General features: G+C 70.5%; 17 protein-coding genes. 8 read left to right on the forward strand and 9 right to left on the reverse strand.

Annotation, left to right across the window (positions count from 1 at the left end):
- Positions 1 to 80: 80 nt before the first annotated feature.
- Together JHW38_RS06040 and JHW38_RS06045 are read right to left on the reverse strand one after the other, a co-directional pair.
- Positions 81 to 434, reverse strand: a complete 354-nt coding sequence (locus JHW38_RS06040) for a hypothetical protein (RefSeq protein WP_207525089.1) — start codon at positions 432 to 434, stop codon at positions 81 to 83.
- On the reverse strand, positions 431 to 1,498 hold the full coding sequence (locus tag JHW38_RS06045) for a diguanylate cyclase (protein WP_207525090.1): 1,068 nt from the start codon (positions 1,496 to 1,498) through the stop codon (positions 431 to 433). Before JHW38_RS06045 ends, JHW38_RS06040 begins: the two co-directional genes overlap by 4 nt.
- 399 nt (positions 1,499 to 1,897) lie before the next feature.
- Here JHW38_RS06045 and JHW38_RS06050 point away from each other — a divergent pair, with 399 nt between their 5' ends.
- Positions 1,898 to 3,400, forward strand: a complete 1,503-nt coding sequence (locus JHW38_RS06050; RefSeq protein WP_207525091.1) for a S8 family serine peptidase — start codon at positions 1,898 to 1,900, stop codon at positions 3,398 to 3,400.
- Positions 3,401 to 3,600: 200 nt separating this feature from the next.
- Positions 3,601 to 3,948 carry a hypothetical protein gene (locus tag JHW38_RS06055; RefSeq protein WP_207525092.1) on the forward strand — a complete coding sequence of 116 codons (348 nt, stop codon included), beginning with the start codon at positions 3,601 to 3,603 and terminating at the stop codon, positions 3,946 to 3,948.
- Positions 3,949 to 4,127: 179 nt separating this feature from the next.
- Here JHW38_RS06055 and JHW38_RS06060 read toward each other — a convergent pair whose 3' ends face one another.
- The 6 genes from JHW38_RS06060 to JHW38_RS06085 all read right to left on the reverse strand — a co-directional run bounded on the left by JHW38_RS06060 (position 4,128) and on the right by JHW38_RS06085 (position 8,128).
- Positions 4,128 to 4,583: a macro domain-containing protein gene (locus JHW38_RS06060; RefSeq protein WP_207525093.1), complete on the reverse strand. Its 456-nt coding sequence runs from the start codon at positions 4,581 to 4,583 to the stop codon at positions 4,128 to 4,130.
- A gap of 222 nt (positions 4,584 to 4,805) precedes the next feature.
- Positions 4,806 to 5,525, reverse strand: coding sequence for an SDR family oxidoreductase (locus tag JHW38_RS06065; protein ID WP_207525094.1), 720 nt, complete (start codon positions 5,523 to 5,525; stop codon positions 4,806 to 4,808).
- Entirely contained in the window at positions 5,525 to 6,088 is a 564-nt protein-coding gene (locus tag JHW38_RS06070) for a 2-amino-4-hydroxy-6-hydroxymethyldihydropteridine diphosphokinase (protein WP_207525095.1), read from the reverse strand. Before JHW38_RS06070 ends, JHW38_RS06065 begins: the two co-directional genes overlap by 1 nt.
- Positions 6,089 to 6,218: 130 nt before the next feature.
- Positions 6,219 to 7,202, reverse strand: a complete 984-nt coding sequence (locus JHW38_RS06075; protein WP_207525096.1) for an NAD-dependent epimerase/dehydratase family protein — start codon at positions 7,200 to 7,202, stop codon at positions 6,219 to 6,221.
- A 119-nt stretch (positions 7,203 to 7,321) separates the two neighbouring features.
- Complete coding sequence (locus tag JHW38_RS06080) at positions 7,322 to 7,846, reverse strand: HD domain-containing protein (protein WP_207525097.1); 525 nt, start codon at positions 7,844 to 7,846, stop codon at positions 7,322 to 7,324.
- A gap of 111 nt (positions 7,847 to 7,957) precedes the next feature.
- Positions 7,958 to 8,128: a hypothetical protein gene (locus tag JHW38_RS06085; RefSeq protein ID WP_207525098.1), complete on the reverse strand. Its 171-nt coding sequence runs from the start codon at positions 8,126 to 8,128 to the stop codon at positions 7,958 to 7,960.
- A gap of 260 nt (positions 8,129 to 8,388) precedes the next feature.
- Between JHW38_RS06085 and JHW38_RS06090 the strand changes: the two genes are divergently transcribed.
- From JHW38_RS06090 to JHW38_RS06115, 6 genes are all read left to right on the forward strand, one after another.
- Positions 8,389 to 9,516, forward strand: coding sequence for a hypothetical protein (locus JHW38_RS06090; protein WP_207525099.1), 1,128 nt, complete (start codon positions 8,389 to 8,391; stop codon positions 9,514 to 9,516).
- Between the two features lie 12 nt (positions 9,517 to 9,528).
- Positions 9,529 to 10,743 carry a toxic anion resistance protein gene (locus tag JHW38_RS06095; RefSeq protein ID WP_207525100.1) on the forward strand — a complete coding sequence of 405 codons (1,215 nt, stop codon included), beginning with the start codon at positions 9,529 to 9,531 and terminating at the stop codon, positions 10,741 to 10,743.
- Positions 10,744 to 10,825: 82 nt separating this feature from the next.
- The gene (locus tag JHW38_RS06100; RefSeq protein WP_207525101.1) at positions 10,826 to 12,442 is read left to right on the forward strand and encodes a substrate-binding and vWA domain-containing protein; all 1,617 of its coding nucleotides are present in this window, start codon (positions 10,826 to 10,828) and stop codon (positions 12,440 to 12,442) included.
- Positions 12,442 to 13,107, forward strand: a complete 666-nt coding sequence (locus JHW38_RS06105; RefSeq protein ID WP_207525102.1) for a hypothetical protein — start codon at positions 12,442 to 12,444, stop codon at positions 13,105 to 13,107. Before JHW38_RS06100 ends, JHW38_RS06105 begins: the two co-directional genes overlap by 1 nt.
- Positions 13,108 to 13,115: 8 nt before the next feature.
- Entirely contained in the window at positions 13,116 to 13,577 is a 462-nt protein-coding gene (locus JHW38_RS06110) for a DNA-binding protein (RefSeq protein WP_207525103.1), read from the forward strand.
- A 295-nt stretch (positions 13,578 to 13,872) separates the two neighbouring features.
- Positions 13,873 to 14,274, forward strand: a complete 402-nt coding sequence (locus JHW38_RS06115; protein WP_207525104.1) for a hypothetical protein — start codon at positions 13,873 to 13,875, stop codon at positions 14,272 to 14,274.
- A 21-nt stretch (positions 14,275 to 14,295) separates the two neighbouring features.
- On the opposite strand, the gene JHW38_RS06120 is transcribed toward JHW38_RS06115, so the two are convergent.
- Positions 14,296 to 15,174: a helix-turn-helix domain-containing protein gene (locus tag JHW38_RS06120; RefSeq protein ID WP_207525105.1), complete on the reverse strand. Its 879-nt coding sequence runs from the start codon at positions 15,172 to 15,174 to the stop codon at positions 14,296 to 14,298.
- Between the last annotated feature and the right edge of the window lie 77 nt (positions 15,175 to 15,251).

Raw genomic sequence — 15,251 nt, forward strand, 5'->3', positions numbered from 1 at the left:
CTCGCTGCGGCGTGCGGGGATTCTAGAGAGCGGGCTCGCGCGCTGGCAAATGCCGGCGCCGCGGTCGCCGGCGGCCGCGCCTAGCCGGCGGCGGGCGTTCGCGCGGTCAGGCCGAACGGCGCGGCGATCGCGAGCAGATGCCGCAGCGCGCCGCCGCTGCCTTGGGTCTGCAACTCGGCGATGCGCTCGCCGCTGTAGCCGATCAGGATCGCGCTGCCGTCGGCGCAGTACTCCCACACGGTCAGTTGGTGGCTGAAGTTCATGCACTGCCATTGCCCGTCGGCTTCCGACAGGCCCTCGTGCAGCGCGTTCCAGAACGCGGCTTCGTCGGCGTATCCGGCCCATCCGCCGGCCGGCGCCCAGTCGGTCCAGACGACGGCCGCGCCGTCGTGCGGCTCGCGCGATGGCGCGATCTCGTTGGTCGCGTCGCTCATTCCGGCGCCACCTCGACCGCGTTGCGGCCCGATTGCTTGGCCCGGTACAGGGCCGAGTCGGCGTGGCGCATCCACATCGCCGCGGTGTACGAGCGCGCGCCGGTCGCGGCCACGCCGATGCTGACCGTGCAGCGCAGCTCCGGCGCGTCGTCGAAGCGCGCGTCCTCGACCGCGCGGCGCAGGCGCTCGGCGATGGCGCGGGCGTCGTCGGCCTCGGTGTCCATCAGGATCAGCGCGAACTCGTCGCCGCCGATGCGGCTGGCGGTGTCGGTCATGCGCGCGGCGCGGTGCAGCACGTCGGCGACCCGGCGCAGCACCGCGTCGCCGATCTGGTGGCCGTGGTAATCGTTGATCTCCTTGAAGCGGTCGACGTCGATGACCACCAGCGCCGCGCGTTTGTCGCAGCGCGCGCAGTGGGTCATGGTCGCGCTGGCCGCGTCGTCCCAGTGCAGGCGGTTCTGCAGGCCGGTCAGCGGATCGGTGCGGCTGATCAGGGCGAGCTGGCGGTTCTGCCGCACCACCTTGCGCGCCAAACCATAAGCGGCGCTGCTGATCGCCATCGGGTAGACGAACATGAAAGGCAGGCAGGCCAGGATCACCGTCATCGAGCTGTGCGGGGCGAAGCCGAACCCGAGCGCGGCCCAGGCGATCGCGCAGGCCAGAGCCTGCGCGGCGGCGGTGCGCAGCAGGAAACGCCAGCCGCCGACGCCGATCTTGTCGGCCGACAGCATCACCGCCAGCAGCGCGCTCGGCACCACGTTGAACTGCATGACCGCAATCCACACCCCGCCCATGATCGAGTCGATCATCAGGCTGCGGTACTCGACGAATTCGGGATCGCGGCTGCGCACCGCCAGCAAGTAGGCCGCCGGCGGCCACAGGAATCCGTTGCCGAACAAGGCCGCCCACAGCCACCACGGCGCGACCTGCTGATACAGCACGCCGCCGACCGCGAAGAAGCCGAAGCCCAGGCCCAGGGTGCGCATCTGGTAGATGCGCCGGACGAAGCGCAAGTGTTCGCTGGCGCGGGCCGGATCGTATGCGCTGTCGTCGTTTGCCGTCACGCGCGCTCTCGCGAAGGTCGCTGTCCGCGCGGTACAGCGCGGCGCGCACAGCATACCGTGTGCGCGGCCTGGCACGCTCGGACTGGTTAAAAGGCGCGTCCGGCCCGGCGGTGCGGTGCTCGCAGGCGCCGATTCGGCACACCGCAACCGAAAGGTGGCGGCAGCGTCCAACGGTGCGCGCGATCACTGATTGCCCTGGTTTCCAGGCGCTTTTGCCGATTCCGGGCCGGCGCCCGGGCCTACAGTGGGTCCGGGCCCGACCCGCCGGCATCGCCGATCCGCCGTTCGCGCGACCCCGATGCCCCGCCGACGCGACCGAGCGTTCGCCCCGGCCGCCACGCCCCGCCGGACCCGTCCCGCCGCTGCCTGCGGCCTGACCCCAACGTGAGGACTTCGCCGATGTCGCACCCGACCCTGCCACGCCTCCACGCTTCCGTCCGCGCCCTGCGCCCGCTCGCGCTCGCCACCGCCGCGGTCCTGGCCGCGCTCTGCGCCGCGCCCGCCGCGGCCGCCACGGTCAACATCGCCGGGCTCGAGGACGGCGTCCGCTACGACCGCTTCATCGTCAAGTTCCAGGCCAACAGCAAGGCCCGCGCCAGCGCGGCCGAGTTCGACGCCGCGCTCGGCCGCGCCGCCGCCGCGCTGCCCGCGGCCAAGGGCCAGCCGCGCCTGGGCCTGTCGCACCTGCGCCGGATGTCGATGGGCGCCGACGTGATCCGCGCCGACCGCGGCCTCAGCCGCGGCGACGCGATCGCGCTGATGAAGCGCCTGGCCGCCGATCCGCGGGTGGAATACGTCGAACCCGACCTGCTGATGAGCGCCCAGCTCACCCCCAACGACACCCGCTTCAGCGAGCAATGGCATTACGCCGACAGCGCGGTCGGCATCAACGGTCCCAGCGCCTGGGACAAGGCCGACGGCGCCGGCGTGGTGGTCGCGGTGGTCGACAGCGGCTATCTGTCGCACACCGACCTCAACGCCAACCTGCTGCCGGGCTACGACTTCGTCAGCTCGGTCAACGGCCTCGGCCTGTCGTGCCTGTTCGCCGGGCTGCCGTCGAACTGCGGCGGCGGCAACGACGGCAACGGCCGCGACAACAACGCCACCGACTCGTCCAACATCAAGCACGGCACCCATGTGTCGGGCACGGTCGCGGCGATCACCAACAACGGCGCCGGCGTCGCCGGGGTCGCGCGCAACGCCAAGATCCTGCCGGTGCGCGTGCTCGGCAACAGCGGCGTCGGCGCCACCTCCGACATCGCCGACGGCATCGTGTGGGCGTCCGGCGGCACGGTCAGCGGCATACCGGCCAATCCCAATCCGGCCGACGTCATCAACCTCTCGCTCGGCGGCGCCCAGGCCTGCACCCAGACCCTGGCCTATCGCGATGCGATCAATGCCGCCACCGCCAACGGTTCGATCGTCGTGGTCGCGGCCGGCAACAGCAACACCGACGTGTCCGGCTTCACCCCGGCCAGTTGCCCGAACACCATCACCGTCGCCGCCAGCGACATCAACGGCAACCGCGCCTGGTACTCGAACTACGGCACCGGCATCGACATCGCCGCGCCCGGCGGCGAGACCTGCTCGCCGGCGACCGAGTTCCTCGCGCTGGGCGAGTCGGTCAGCGGCAAGTGCACGCAGAACCACGCCAACCGCGGCGTGCTGTCGACCGTGGACGGCAACGGCTACGACTTCTATCAGGGCACCTCGATGGCCGCGCCGCACGTGGCCGGCGTGGTCGCGCTGATCAAGTCGGTGAAGCCGGCGCTGAACACCGCGCAGGTGCAGGCGATCCTGACCAGCACCGCGCGGCCGATCGCCGCGGCCAAGTGCCCGGGCGGTTGCGGACCGGGCCTGATCGACGCCAATGCGGCGGTGACGGCGGCGCAAGGTCCGTAAGCGGCGCGGGTCGCGGATGCGACGGCCCGCTGCGCCCGCATTCCCCGCCCGGCGCGGACTTTTCCGCGTCGGGCGGTTGCGCGCGGCGAAGCGCTGCCCCATTCACAGTTCACGCAATCGCGAATCGTTCCTAACGGACAACTAACATCGGCCTGGGCTACGGTGCGCGCACAGGGGTTCCCGACGACGGAGCCAGAGCGATGACGACCACCCTGCAAGGCCGCCCCACTCCGACCACGCCCGGGCTGAGCTATTGGGCCAGCCACTTCCGCGAGGCGGAGTTCTATCGCGAAGGAACGCATTTCAGCGATTACGCGCCGGCGTTCTACGTCGGCATTTCCGTGCAGCTCGAACACCCCGGCCGCGATTTCGACGATCCCGGGCTGGACCTGCGCGGGCGCTACCAGCGCATCCGCCTGGGTTCGGCCTTGAGCTGGGAGCAGGCCCAGGGCGCCGCGCGCGCCTCGTGGGAACGCGCGCGCGACAACGCCGCTGCGGCGCGCCAGCGCATCGCCCAGCACATGGCGGAGTTGGCGGCGCAGGCTTGAGGCGGCGGCTCGAAGCCGTTTGCTATGCGATGAACCCGCGGCGCGCGGCGCCGCGGGTTTCGGCTGTCTGAAACAAAGCCTCGGGCCCGAAGGCTCTCCCGCAACAGCGACCGGCCTTCGGGTGCGCTTGCGCGAGGACCTTCAGGACCGACGCTTTCCGATCCGCGCAGCGCGAACCCTCAACCGGTGAACTCGACCAGGGTGTGGTCCTCGCCGGCTAGCGCCTCCTCGATGATCGGCGCGATGACCTTCCAATCGCCCTTGGCCAGGCCGGCGCCGATCAGCGGATAGCCGATGCGCTGGCCGTGGAACTCGCGCGCGACCGCGCGCATCGCCCGGCCGATGGCGTCGTAGTCGGCGAGCACGCCCTCGCCCTGCCAGTGGAACTGGGTGTAGGCGTTGACCACGACGAAACGGTGGCCGTTTTCTTCGACCTGCGCCTGGCTGTAAGTGCCGAGCTTGCCGCGGTCGGCGGGCACGGTGCGCTGGTCGGCTTCCCACGCGGCCGGGAAGCGTTCGCGGATGCTCAGCGCGATGCCGCGGCCCATCCGGCATTGGCAGTTGCAGCCTTGCACGATGACGTCGAAGCGGCCTTCGGCGGCGAGTTGCAGCAGGTCGCCTTGGATGATGTTCATGGTCTTCCTTGGTTTTCGGGAGGGTGGATCGCAACCTGAGCTCCCTGTAGGAGCGGCGCGAGTCGCGACCAACCGCAGCGGTGTACGCAAGCGTCACGGCCGAAGCCTGGGCATCGGCGTTTTCCAGCGGGTAGATCCGTTGCTTCGGAATGAGGCGTGGTATTGCGTCGCTGCGGTTGGTCGCGGCTCGCACCGCTTCTACAGGTAGGCCATGCGGGTTTTTCAGAGTTTGAAGCGGCCGCCGTCGACGCGCAGGATTTCGCCGGTGACGTACGGCGCGTCGCGCAGGTACAGGACCGCGGCGACCACGTCGTCGACCTCGCCCATGCGTCCCAACACGGTGCGTGCGGCGATCGCGTCTTCCTGTTCGGCGCGCTCGGCCGGGTCGCGCACCGACGGCAACACCGTGCCCGGCGCGACCGCGTTGACCCGGCACGGCGCCAGTTCCGCGGCCAGCGCGCGCACCAAGCCGGCGCCGGCGGCGCGGCTGACCTGGTAGGCCGCGTGGCCGGGAAACGAGCGGTCCAGATAGGTGTCGAGCAGCATCACCACCGAACGCAACGGCCGCCGCGCGTGCAGGCGCACCGCCAATTCCCACGGCGCCAGCAGGTTGACCTGCAACTGGCGGACGAACCGCTCGCGTTCGTCGGCGCTGGCGCTGCCGGGGCCGGCCTGCGCCGACAGCGCGTTCCAGGCATGGCCGCGTTCGAACAGCGAGGCGCTGAGGATCAGATGGTCGATCTGCTGCGCCGGCAACTCGCCGAGCGTTTGCCGCATGTCCCAGCACCAGGCCTCGACCGGCGCCGAATACGGCTCGGGCGCCGCGTCTTCGCTGCGCCGGTGCGCGACCACGCGCTCGCCGCGCGCCAGGCAGGCTTCGGCCAATGCGCGGCCGATCCGGCGCGAGGCGCCGGTGACCAGGGTCGTCGCGGTGGCGCTCATCAGCCGGTCTCCCGTTGTCCGTCGCCGGCGCGCAATTGCGCGGCGCGTTCGAGCAGATAGCGGCGCACGAAACCGGCGCCGGCATAGGCGTAGAAGCCGTGCGCATTGGCTTGCGCCTGGAAGCCGCGTTGGGTTTGCAGCGCTTGCAGCGCGGCCTGCAACGGCGGCAACGCCAGCTGGTTCAAGCCGTGAAACAGATAGGCCCGGCCCGGATCGTAGCGCGCCTGCCAGTGCGCGCCGGCGGCGTCGAGGGTGCCGATCAGGTCGATGTCCAGCGGCACCGGCATGCGCCGGCGCGGATCGCGCTCGCGGCCGAAACCGGCCTCGATGCGCTTGAAGCGGCGCTCCAGCGCCTCGGCCGGCAGCGCGTTGCGCCAGTCCAGCGCCAGCATCAGGTTCAAGGTCGCGCCGCCGGCGTGCAGGCGGTGGCGGTCGCCGTACAGTTCCGACACCGCGGCCAAGCTGGCGTCGGAGTCGGCCAGCAACTGCGCCGCGGCTTCGAGCAGATTCTCCGCGCGCGGGCCGTCGCTGGCGCCGAGGCAGATCAGGGCGGTCGCGCTCATGCGCGGCGCGCTCGCGACGGCATCGGCGGGGTCGGGCTTCCTGGCATCGTGCGGCTCCTGCGCCGCGGGCGAACGGCGGCGCGAGCCGGCATTGTAGCCGGCCGCGGCGACCGCGCCGCGACAGGCCCGCTCAGTTCACCGGATACGGCATGTCGTCGAAACGCTGCGCGTGGTAGCCCTTGACCCCGACCTCGTGCGCCAGCGCGCTGCGGAAGTCCAGCCCGCGCTCCAGGCAGTCGAGCACGTAGTCGAAGCCGTAGCGCGGCTCCCAGCCGAGGTCGCGGCGCGCGGCGTCGTTGACGTAGACCCGGTCCAGTTGCGGGAACAGGCTCCAGCCCTGGGCCGCATACAGCTCGCGGCAGCGCGGGAACAGACGCTGCACCACCGCGGCCGCGTCGCGGCTGAGCTCGGGCAGGTGCTCGCGCCGGAACGGCGTGGTCGCCGAGACGATGTAGCGGCCGAAGCCGAGCGCCGGCGCGCGCTCGATCGCGCGCAGGTGGGCCTGGGCCACGTCGTCGATGTCGGCGCGCCGGTACAGCAGTTCGTTGGCCTGGCTGTTGGCGGTGTCGTAGCGGCTGCGGCGCGCCGCGTCGTCGTCGTCCTCGGGGAAGAAGCGCGAGGTGCGCAGCACCAGCACCGGCAGCGTGTGGCGGCGATGGAACAGTTCGCACAAGCCTTCCGCCGCGACCTTGCTGGCGCCGTAGATGTTCTTCGGAATCGGCGCCACGCTCTCGTCGATCCAGGTCGCCGGCTCGCCCGGCGCCGGCGTCAGCGCCGCGCCGAACGCGCTGGTGGTGCTGGTGAACACGAACGAGGCCACGCCCTGCTCGTGCGCGGCCTGCAGCAGGTTCAGCGTGCCGCTGATGTTGGTGTCGACGAAGTCCTGGTAACTGTGGGTGGCCACGTGCGGCTTGTGCAGGGTCGCGGCGTGGATCACCGCCTCGGCGCCGCGCACCGCCTCGAAGGCGAACTCGCGGTCGGCGATGGAGCCGACCCGGTCGGTGAACGCCGAAGGCTTGAGGTCGATGCCGCGCGCCGCGCGGCCCTGCGCGCGCAGCAGGCGCATCAAGCCTTCGCCGAGGTGGCCGGCGCTGCCGGTGACGAGAACAGTCATGCGGTGGACTCTTGGAGGGACAGAAACGCCGCAGCGCCGGCGTTGTCGGCAACGTCGGCACTGGATGGGCGCATGCGCCCAGGGTAGCGCCGCCCTCGCCCGCCGGCCACCGACAAGTGTCACACCGCGCTGCGCGCGAGCCGTTGCGGCCCGTCGGCGGCGATGCGCTCGAAACCCGAGTCCAGGGCCACGAACAGGTTCCAGCGATCATGCCCGCCCGCGGCGGCGGCCGCATCGATGAAACGCTCCTCCAGTTCGGTCTTGCGCACGCCCTTCCACAGCTTGTCGGCCAGCGCGACGGCCAGTTCTTCGAGCCGGCAATCCATCGCCGCCCAGCGCGCATGCGACACGCAGACCCGGGCCAGTTCGGGCGACGCGCCGGCGGCCAGCAGCATGGCTTCGCCGGCCGGCTCGTGCTCGCCGCCGGGGCCGTGCAGTTCGGCCGGATGGCGGATCTTGCCGGTGTCGTGCAGCACGATGCCGACGCGCACGAAAGCCTCGTCGACGGCGACGGACTGCTCGCGCAGCAGCGCCAGCAACGCTTCGCCGGCCTCGCCGACCAGCTCGACGTGACGTTGCAGGCGCGCGGGCGCGCCGAGGGAGCGGATCAGATCCATCGCCTGGGCGGAATCGGCAGGAAACATGCGCACCTCGTTCGCGGGGAAGCCATGTTCACGCAAAACGGGCGCGACAGCGGACAGCGCGAGAGCGTCGGTGGTCCGGCGATGGGGCGGGCGATGCGCGCGAACGCGCCCTCAGGCCTCGATCCACTCGGGCCCGCCGGAGCCCGGCTGCGGCGCCGCCGCCAGCGGCTGCGCCGCACGCGCGGCGGCCAGGATGGCTTCGGCCAGCGCCTGCGGGTCGCGGATGCGCGACAGCTCCGCGGCGAGGCGGTCGAGATCGCGCGGGTCCTGCGGCTGGCTCATGCGCGTGGCGTCCTCGGGCGGGCGGCGGGCGGCCGGATGCGGGGCATGCTGCGCCGGGGGATGTTGAACGAATGTCGGAACCGGGTGGAAGGCCGCGGCCGGGGTTCAGTGTGGCGGGGGCGGATGACAGCGCGGCGGCTGTTCAGGACGCCGCGGACGGGCCCGACACCGTCCGGCCGGCGCCCTCGACCTCGCCCCGCGACTGTCAAACATAGGTCATACATAGCCCATACGCTGACGGCGAATAAGGAGGTTCGCCCATGAGGAAGTTCCTCGGCCCCGCATTCGCGGCGCTGTTGTTGGCCGGCGTGATCGCCGGCATCGTGATGTCCTTCAACGGCAAGCGCGCCGACGACCGCGCCGATGCCACGGCCCGCCAGCAGCAGGCCGACGCCGCCGCCCGCATCACCGTGCGCGTGCTCACCGGCTCGGAAAAGCTCGATTTCCTGCGCGACCCCGAGCTGGCCCAGGCGCTGCTCGCCGAAAACATCGTGCTCGACGTGCAGAAGGCCGGCTCGCGCGAAATCGCCACCCGTCCCGACCTCAAGAGCTTCGACGCCGCCTACCCCGCCGGCACCGCCGCTGCGCGCAAGATCGCCGACGCCACCGGTTCGCGCCGCATCTACAACAGCTTCTACACGCCGATGACGGTGGCCAGCTGGAAGCCGCTGCTGCCGGCGCTGGAGGCCAACGGCATCGTCGGCAAGCGCGGCAACGCCTACTTCATCGTCGACATGCGCAAGCTGGTCGCGCTGATGGAAAGCGGCGCGCGCTGGAAGGACCTGCAGCCCAATCCGAACTACGCGGTCAGCAAGTCGGTGCTGATCACCAGCACCGATGTGCGCACCAGCAATTCGGCGGCGATGTACCTGGCCCTGGCCAGCTACCTGGCCAACAACGACGACGTGGTCGCCAGCGAAACCGCCGCCGATCAGGTCGCCGACCGGCTGGTGCACCTGTTCTCGAAGCAGGGCTACCAGGAATCGAGTTCGTCGGGCCCGTTCGAAGACTACGTCACCATGAAGATGGGCAAGTCGCCGCTGGTGATGATCTACGAACAGCAGTTCCTGGAGTACGCGTTCAAGCACCCGAAGCTGGACCCGGACATGCTGCTGTTGTACCCGCAGCCCACGGTTCTGACCAAGCACACCATCGTCGCGCTCAACGACAAGGGCGCGCGCTTCGCCGAGGCCTTCGAGCGCAATCCCAAGGTGCGCGAGATCGCCGCGCGCTACGGCCTGCGCGGGCCCGACAACGCGGCGCTGTTCGCCGACGCCGGCAAACGCGGCATCGACATGCCGCAACAACTGGTCGATGTGGTCGATCCGCCGACCTACGACCTCCTCGAACGCATGATCGGCCGCATCGAACAGCGGCTGGGCCACTGAAGGAACGCCGCCATGAGCACGACCCAGACCACCACCCTCGCCGAACCGATCGCCCCGCTGACCCTGGAAATGCCGGAACCGGCGGCGACCGTCGCCGAACCCGACCGCGCCGCGGCGATGATCCCGTTCAAGGACGAGACCCGCGCCCAGGTGCTGACCCAGGCCGACCAGTTCATCGCCGACCTGCTCGCGCTCGACCCGCATTCGGAAGACTTCCGCAGCCGCGTCGACAGCGCGTTCCGCCTCGGCCGCAAGGAAATCGGCGACAGCACCCTGCTGACCAACAAGTTCCTCGACCGCAACTTCGTCGCCGACGCCGACAGCCCGGCGTTCAAGGTCATGAGCGAGATGCGCATCCTGTTCGAGGACCTCAACCCGTCCAAGGAAGGCGACCTGATGGCCGCGCACAAGCTGCTCGGCCTGATTCCGTTCGGCAACAAGCTGCGCGCCTACCTGCAGCGCTTCGACTCGGCCGGCGAATCGATCCGCAAGACCATCGACAACCTCTACGGCGTGCAGGACGAACTGGCGCGCGACGACCAGGCGCTGTTCGCGACCATGCAGAAGCTGCTGGAAGCGCTGACCCGGCTCAAGGCCGCCGACGTGTTCGCCGAACAGCTCGACGGCAAGCTCACTGCGGCGCTCGATACGCTGAAAGCCAGCGACCCGGCGCGCGCCCAGGCGGTCGAGCAGGAAGTGCTGTTCTACGTGCGCCAGGCCAGCGTCGACATCAAGACCCAGATCCTGGTCTGCATCAACGGCTACAAGATGCTCGAAGGCCTGCGCAAGACCGGGCGCGAGCTGCGCAACGGCTGCGACCGCATGGCCACCATCGGCATGTCCAGCCTGTCGATCGCCGCGACCCTGGCGCGCGCGCAGGGCTACCAGTTGCAGGTCATGGACGCGCTGAAGTCGTCCTCGCGCGCGATCGAGGGCCTGATCGCCTCGACTTCGGCGCAGTTCGGCCAGCATGTCGACCGCGTCGCCGAGTTCCAGAGCAATCCGCTGATCGGCGTGCAGACCCTGCAGAACGCCTTCGACACCACCTTCGCCGCGCTCGACCGCATGGACGAGTTCCGCAGCAAGGGGATCGGCGCGATGGGCAGCAACATCGAGCAACTGCGCGGCCTGATCGCCAAGGGCGAGGCGCGCATGAACCGCGAGCGCGAGGCGGTGACGGCGGTGCAGCGCAGCATCGCCGCGCCGGCCGGGCCGGTGGCGCTGTAAGCCGGCGCCCGCGTCCGCTGCCTTCGCGCATGCCCGCACTCCCTCGATCCCACCCCGCCACACGCCACAGGAAGGCCCGCCCGTGATCCGACTCCTGCGCTCTGCCCTGCCCCTGCTCGCCGCGCTGATGCTGGCCGCGTGCGGCGGCAACGGTTCCGCCGGCGGCGACGCCGAACCCGGCGGCGCCCGCGCCGACGGCGCCGCGGACTTCACCATCCTCGCCGGCTCCGAGCTCAAGGACGTCGACACCCAGCTCGGCGACGAGATCGCCCAGGCCACCGGCGTGCGTCCGCGCTTCACCTACGCCGGCACCCTCGACGCCATCGACCGGCTCGCCGCGGGCGAAAAGTTCGACGCGGTCTGGGTCAGCCACGGCAAGTACCTGGCGATGAACCCCGCGCTGAAGCAGCGGCTGCTGGCGCAGGAAAAGATCATGCTGTCGCCGGTGGTGCTGGGGGTGAAACAGTCCAAGGCGCGCGAGCTCGGCTGGGACCGCAGCGATCCGACCTGGAAGGACATCGCCGAAGCCTCGCGCTCGGGCCGTTTCAGCTTCGGCATGACCAACCCGACCTCGAGCAACACCGGTTTCACCGCGCTGGTCGGCATCGCCGCCGCGCTGGCCGCGAACCCCGATGCGCTGACCGAGGCCGACGTCGCCAATCCCGCGCTCAAGGCCTTCTTCCAGGGCCAGCGCATGACCGCCGGCTCCTCGGGCTGGCTCGCCGATGCGTATGCGCGCGAACAAGCCAAGGTCGACGGCCTGATCAACTACGAATCGGTGCTGCTGAGCCTCAACCGCGACGGCCGCCTCAGCGAGCCGCTGACCCTGGTGTATCCGAAGGAAGGCATCGTCACCGCCGACTATCCGCTGATGCTGCTCGACGCCGGCAAGCGCGCCGGCTACGACAAGCTCGTCGCGTTCCTGCGCTCGCCGGCGTTCCAGACCCGTTTGTCCGCGGCGACCCTGCGCCGCCCGGTCAATCCCGAGGCGCAGGCCGCGGCGGCGATCCCGCAGCGCACCCTGATCGAGCTGCCGTTCCCGGGCCAGCCGCAGGTGATCGAAAGCCTGTTGCAGGGTTTCCTCGCCGACGTGCGCATCCCCGCCAGTTCGCGCTACGTGCTCGACCTGTCCGGCTCGATGGGCAACGACGGCCGCATCGAGGCGATGAAGGCGGCGATGGACACCCTCGCCGGCGGCAGCGCCGCGTCGTTGACCGACCGCTACGCGCGCTTCCAGAACCGCGAGCGCATCGGCGTGCTGACCTTCTCCTCGCGCCCGAACCGCACTCGATTGTTCGACATGGGCAACGACGCGGCCGGCAACCAGGCGACGCTGGCGGCGATCCGCGCCGAGATCGCGCCGCTGCGTCCCGACGGCGGCACCGCGATCTTCGACAGCGTGCGCCAAGCCCTGACCGAACTGGCCGCCGACAAGCGTGCCGCGCGCGAGCCGCGCTACTACACCGTGGTGCTGATGAGCGACGGCGAGAACACCGAAGGCAGCGACCTGCGCGAATTCCTCGGCTGGTACGCGGCCCAGGACGAGACCCTGCGCTCGATCCGGGTGTTCCCGATCCTGTTCGGCGACGCCGATCCCGAGGAAATGAAGGGGCTCGCGCAGGCCACCGGCGGCCAGGTCTTCGACGCCAAGAGCAAGTCGCTGACCCTGGTGTTCAAGGACATCCGCGGGTACCAGTGATGAAGCTGCCGGTCGCCCCGCCCACTACGCCGAGTCTCGCTCAACGCCTGCGGCTGTATCTCTACAGCAACCGCAACATCGCCGGCAGCGCGGGCGGGCTGGTCGGGCTGGGCCTGTTGTTCGCCGGGGTGATCGAGCGCGGCTGGCCGCTGATCGTGCTCGGCCTGTACGCGGTCGGCGCGCTGGCGTGGCCGCGCGACCGCCTCGGCGCGCGCGTGGCCGAGGCCGAACTGCCGGTGGAGGCGCTGATCGAACACCTCGACCGGCTGATCGGCGAGGTCGCCAAGCGCGTGCCGGCCGACGCGCTGACCAGCCTGCGCAGCATCCAGCAGACCCTCGACGAACTGCTGCCGCGCCTGCGCGAGCTGCGCCAGTCCGGGGCGCTGTCGGCCTCGGCCGCGTTCGCGGTGCAGGAAACCCTGCGCCGCTACCTGCCCGACATGCTCGGCGGCTACCTCAAGCTGCCGCCGGTGTTCGCCCGCACCCAGGCGCTCAAGGACGGCCGCACCGCGGCGCAGACGCTGTCGCAACAGCTGGCGCTGCTGGACCAATCGCTGCAACGCATCTCGCGCGAAGCCTTCGCCGGCGACGCCGAATCGCTGCTGCTGAGCGAGCGTTTCCTCAAGGAAAAATTCGACGCCGCCGCGGCGTTCGAACTGGCCTAGGCGCGGCGATGACGACCGATCACGACGCGCTGTGGAAGATCCGCCAGTCGCTGGCCGAACCGGCCCGCGCCGGCGCCAGGCGCGCGCCGTTGGAACAGGCCCAGCTCGAGGAGATCGCCTGGCGCATGCTGCGCGCCGGCGTGCAGCCCACGGTCGAGGGCATCCGCGCGGTCTACGGCAGCGGTTCGCCGAATCGCCTGCATCCGATGCTGCGGCGTTTCTACGCCGGACTGGCCACGCGCCTGCAACTGGCGCCGGTGGCCGAAGACGTGCCGGCGCCGCTGCGCCAGCTGTGGCTGCAAGCGCTGGACATCGCCAGCGACGCGGTGCGCGAACGCCACGACGCCCAGGCCGAAGAACTGCGCCTGCGCGTGGCCGAGCTGGAAAAGCGCGAGGCGATGCTGGAGCGCAAGCTCAAGCGGCTGCGGCGCGACGGCGCGGCGGCGCGTACGGAAGGCGCGGGCGAGTAGGCCCAAGCGCGGCAACGATGCGGATCGGACGGCGAGCCCGCGAACGATGTTGAACGTCGATTAAGAAACGGACGCCATCGCGCATTCCAGCGACGCTTTTTTTGGGTTTCCGCGAATGCGGAAAACCACTCGCGCGACAGGTCCGAGCAAGCGAATCCCGTTTCCCCTCAAACGATTGCAGAGATGACGATAGCGATGCTCGCGGCCGCTGAGAACGCGGCCGCAAGCCAGCGCAGCGGATCGCAGATACTGCATCGGCCTCGCTTGGAGGCGACGCATCCGAAGGAAAACATCGATGAAACCGAACCTTGTTCGCGCCGCGGCGTTCGGCGTTTTCGCCATCGTCGCTTGCGCCGCCGCGCACGCGGGAACCGTCACCAACTCGGCGGTGGCCATCGACAGCAGGAGCGCTTCGGGATCGCTGGCGTACGTGCGCAGCACCGCCGACGCGACCCAGTACATCGAGTGCTACAGCGGCGCGTCGATCCAGACCAACCAGGTCTACGCACAATGCGTAGCGCGCGACGCGGCCGGCGCTACGTTCTCCTGCTCTTCGCAGAACCCGAACATCATCGCCGTGGCGCGATCCATTTCGAATACGTCCTTCATCACGGTGGCGTCCGACGGCAATCTGCCCAACGGCGACCGCGAGTGCACGAACCTGTTCGTCTACAACTCGTCGCGGTACATCCCCTGACCACGGCGCGGCAAGCTGCGGTCAGCCCCGCGCTTGCCGCACCTGCATCGGGCTGACCCCGATCAGCCGGCGCATGCACCGCGCCATGTGGCTGGCATCGGCGAAGCCGGTTTCCAGCGCGATCTCGCTGAGCCCCTGCGCGCTTTCGAGCAGGCGCTGGCGCGCGCGCTCGACCCGCCGCTCCAGCACGAACCGGTGCGCCGGCACGCCGGTGGCGCGTTTGAACAGCGGCTTGAAGTGGGAAACGCTGAAGCCGGCGACGGCGGCGAGTTCGGCCAAGGTCAGGTCGGCGTCCAGGTGCGCTTCGATGTAGTCGATCACCCGCCGCAGCCGCCACGCCGGCAACGCCTGCGCGGGCGCGCCGGCCGCGGCGGCGAAGCGGCGCTGCTGCACGGCCAGCAGGCGCGCGGCCAAGGCGTCGGCGAGCGCGTCGACGAACAAACGGCCGCTCGGGTAACGCTCGCGTTCTTCGGCCTGCATCATGACGCCGATGCGTTCGATCTGCGGATCGCGCAGATGCGCCGCCGGCGCCAGTTCGACGCGGCCGCCGCCGGAGCCCATCGCCTGCGCGGTTTCGTCGATCAGCTCCGGGGTCACCCGCAACAGCAGCGAGATCGCCGGGCCGGACATGGTCCAGCGGGTGCTGCCGTTGGCCGGCGACACGCAGTACTGGCCTTGCACGCGCACGCCGCTGCGCTCGTAGCGGCCCTCGCGGTAGCTGACCGGCACCGGGCCGCCCTGGTGCAGGCACAGCACGTGGCGCGGGTCGAACGGGGTGTCGAACAGGCCCTGCGGCACCGGCACGGTCAGCACGTCCAGGCGCGGCGCGCCGAAGTCGGCGTGTTCGCGCGGCCGCGCCGGGCGCGGGGTGTCGGGATAGCACGAGGGACGGTCGGCCATGCGCCGATGCTCGACCCGGGCGGCGGCGGCCGACAGAGGCGAAAGTCATCCTTTCGTGCTGACGGCCGGCCGTTCCT

Origin of the sequence: Lysobacter enzymogenes (assembly GCF_017355525.1) — a bacterium.
Lineage (GTDB): Bacteria > Pseudomonadota > Gammaproteobacteria > Xanthomonadales > Xanthomonadaceae > Lysobacter > Lysobacter enzymogenes_C.

Bases quoted from the DNA above. Each gene is read 5' to 3' on its own strand.
- JHW38_RS06105 (WP_207525102.1), top strand. From the start codon at position 12,442: ATGAAGCTGCCGGTCGCCCCGCCCACTACGCCGAGTCTCGCTCAACGC.
- JHW38_RS06095 (WP_207525100.1), top strand. From the start codon at position 9,529: ATGAGCACGACCCAGACCACCACCCTCGCCGAACCGATCGCCCCGCTG.
- JHW38_RS06060 (WP_207525093.1), bottom strand. From the start codon at position 4,583: ATGAACATCATCCAAGGCGACCTGCTGCAACTCGCCGCCGAAGGCCGC.
- JHW38_RS06120 (WP_207525105.1), bottom strand. From the start codon at position 15,174: ATGGCCGACCGTCCCTCGTGCTATCCCGACACCCCGCGCCCGGCGCGG.
- JHW38_RS06080 (WP_207525097.1), bottom strand. From the start codon at position 7,846: ATGTTTCCTGCCGATTCCGCCCAGGCGATGGATCTGATCCGCTCCCTC.
- JHW38_RS06055 (WP_207525092.1), top strand. From the start codon at position 3,601: ATGACGACCACCCTGCAAGGCCGCCCCACTCCGACCACGCCCGGGCTG.
- JHW38_RS06110 (WP_207525103.1), top strand. From the start codon at position 13,116: ATGACGACCGATCACGACGCGCTGTGGAAGATCCGCCAGTCGCTGGCC.
- JHW38_RS06085 (WP_207525098.1), bottom strand. From the start codon at position 8,128: ATGAGCCAGCCGCAGGACCCGCGCGATCTCGACCGCCTCGCCGCGGAG.
- JHW38_RS06050 (WP_207525091.1), top strand. From the start codon at position 1,898: ATGTCGCACCCGACCCTGCCACGCCTCCACGCTTCCGTCCGCGCCCTG.
- JHW38_RS06115 (WP_207525104.1), top strand. From the start codon at position 13,873: ATGAAACCGAACCTTGTTCGCGCCGCGGCGTTCGGCGTTTTCGCCATC.
- JHW38_RS06040 (WP_207525089.1), bottom strand. From the start codon at position 434: ATGAGCGACGCGACCAACGAGATCGCGCCATCGCGCGAGCCGCACGAC.
- JHW38_RS06065 (WP_207525094.1), bottom strand. From the start codon at position 5,525: ATGAGCGCCACCGCGACGACCCTGGTCACCGGCGCCTCGCGCCGGATC.
- JHW38_RS06090 (WP_207525099.1), top strand. From the start codon at position 8,389: ATGAGGAAGTTCCTCGGCCCCGCATTCGCGGCGCTGTTGTTGGCCGGC.
- JHW38_RS06070 (WP_207525095.1), bottom strand. From the start codon at position 6,088: ATGAGCGCGACCGCCCTGATCTGCCTCGGCGCCAGCGACGGCCCGCGC.
- JHW38_RS06075 (WP_207525096.1), bottom strand. From the start codon at position 7,202: ATGACTGTTCTCGTCACCGGCAGCGCCGGCCACCTCGGCGAAGGCTTG.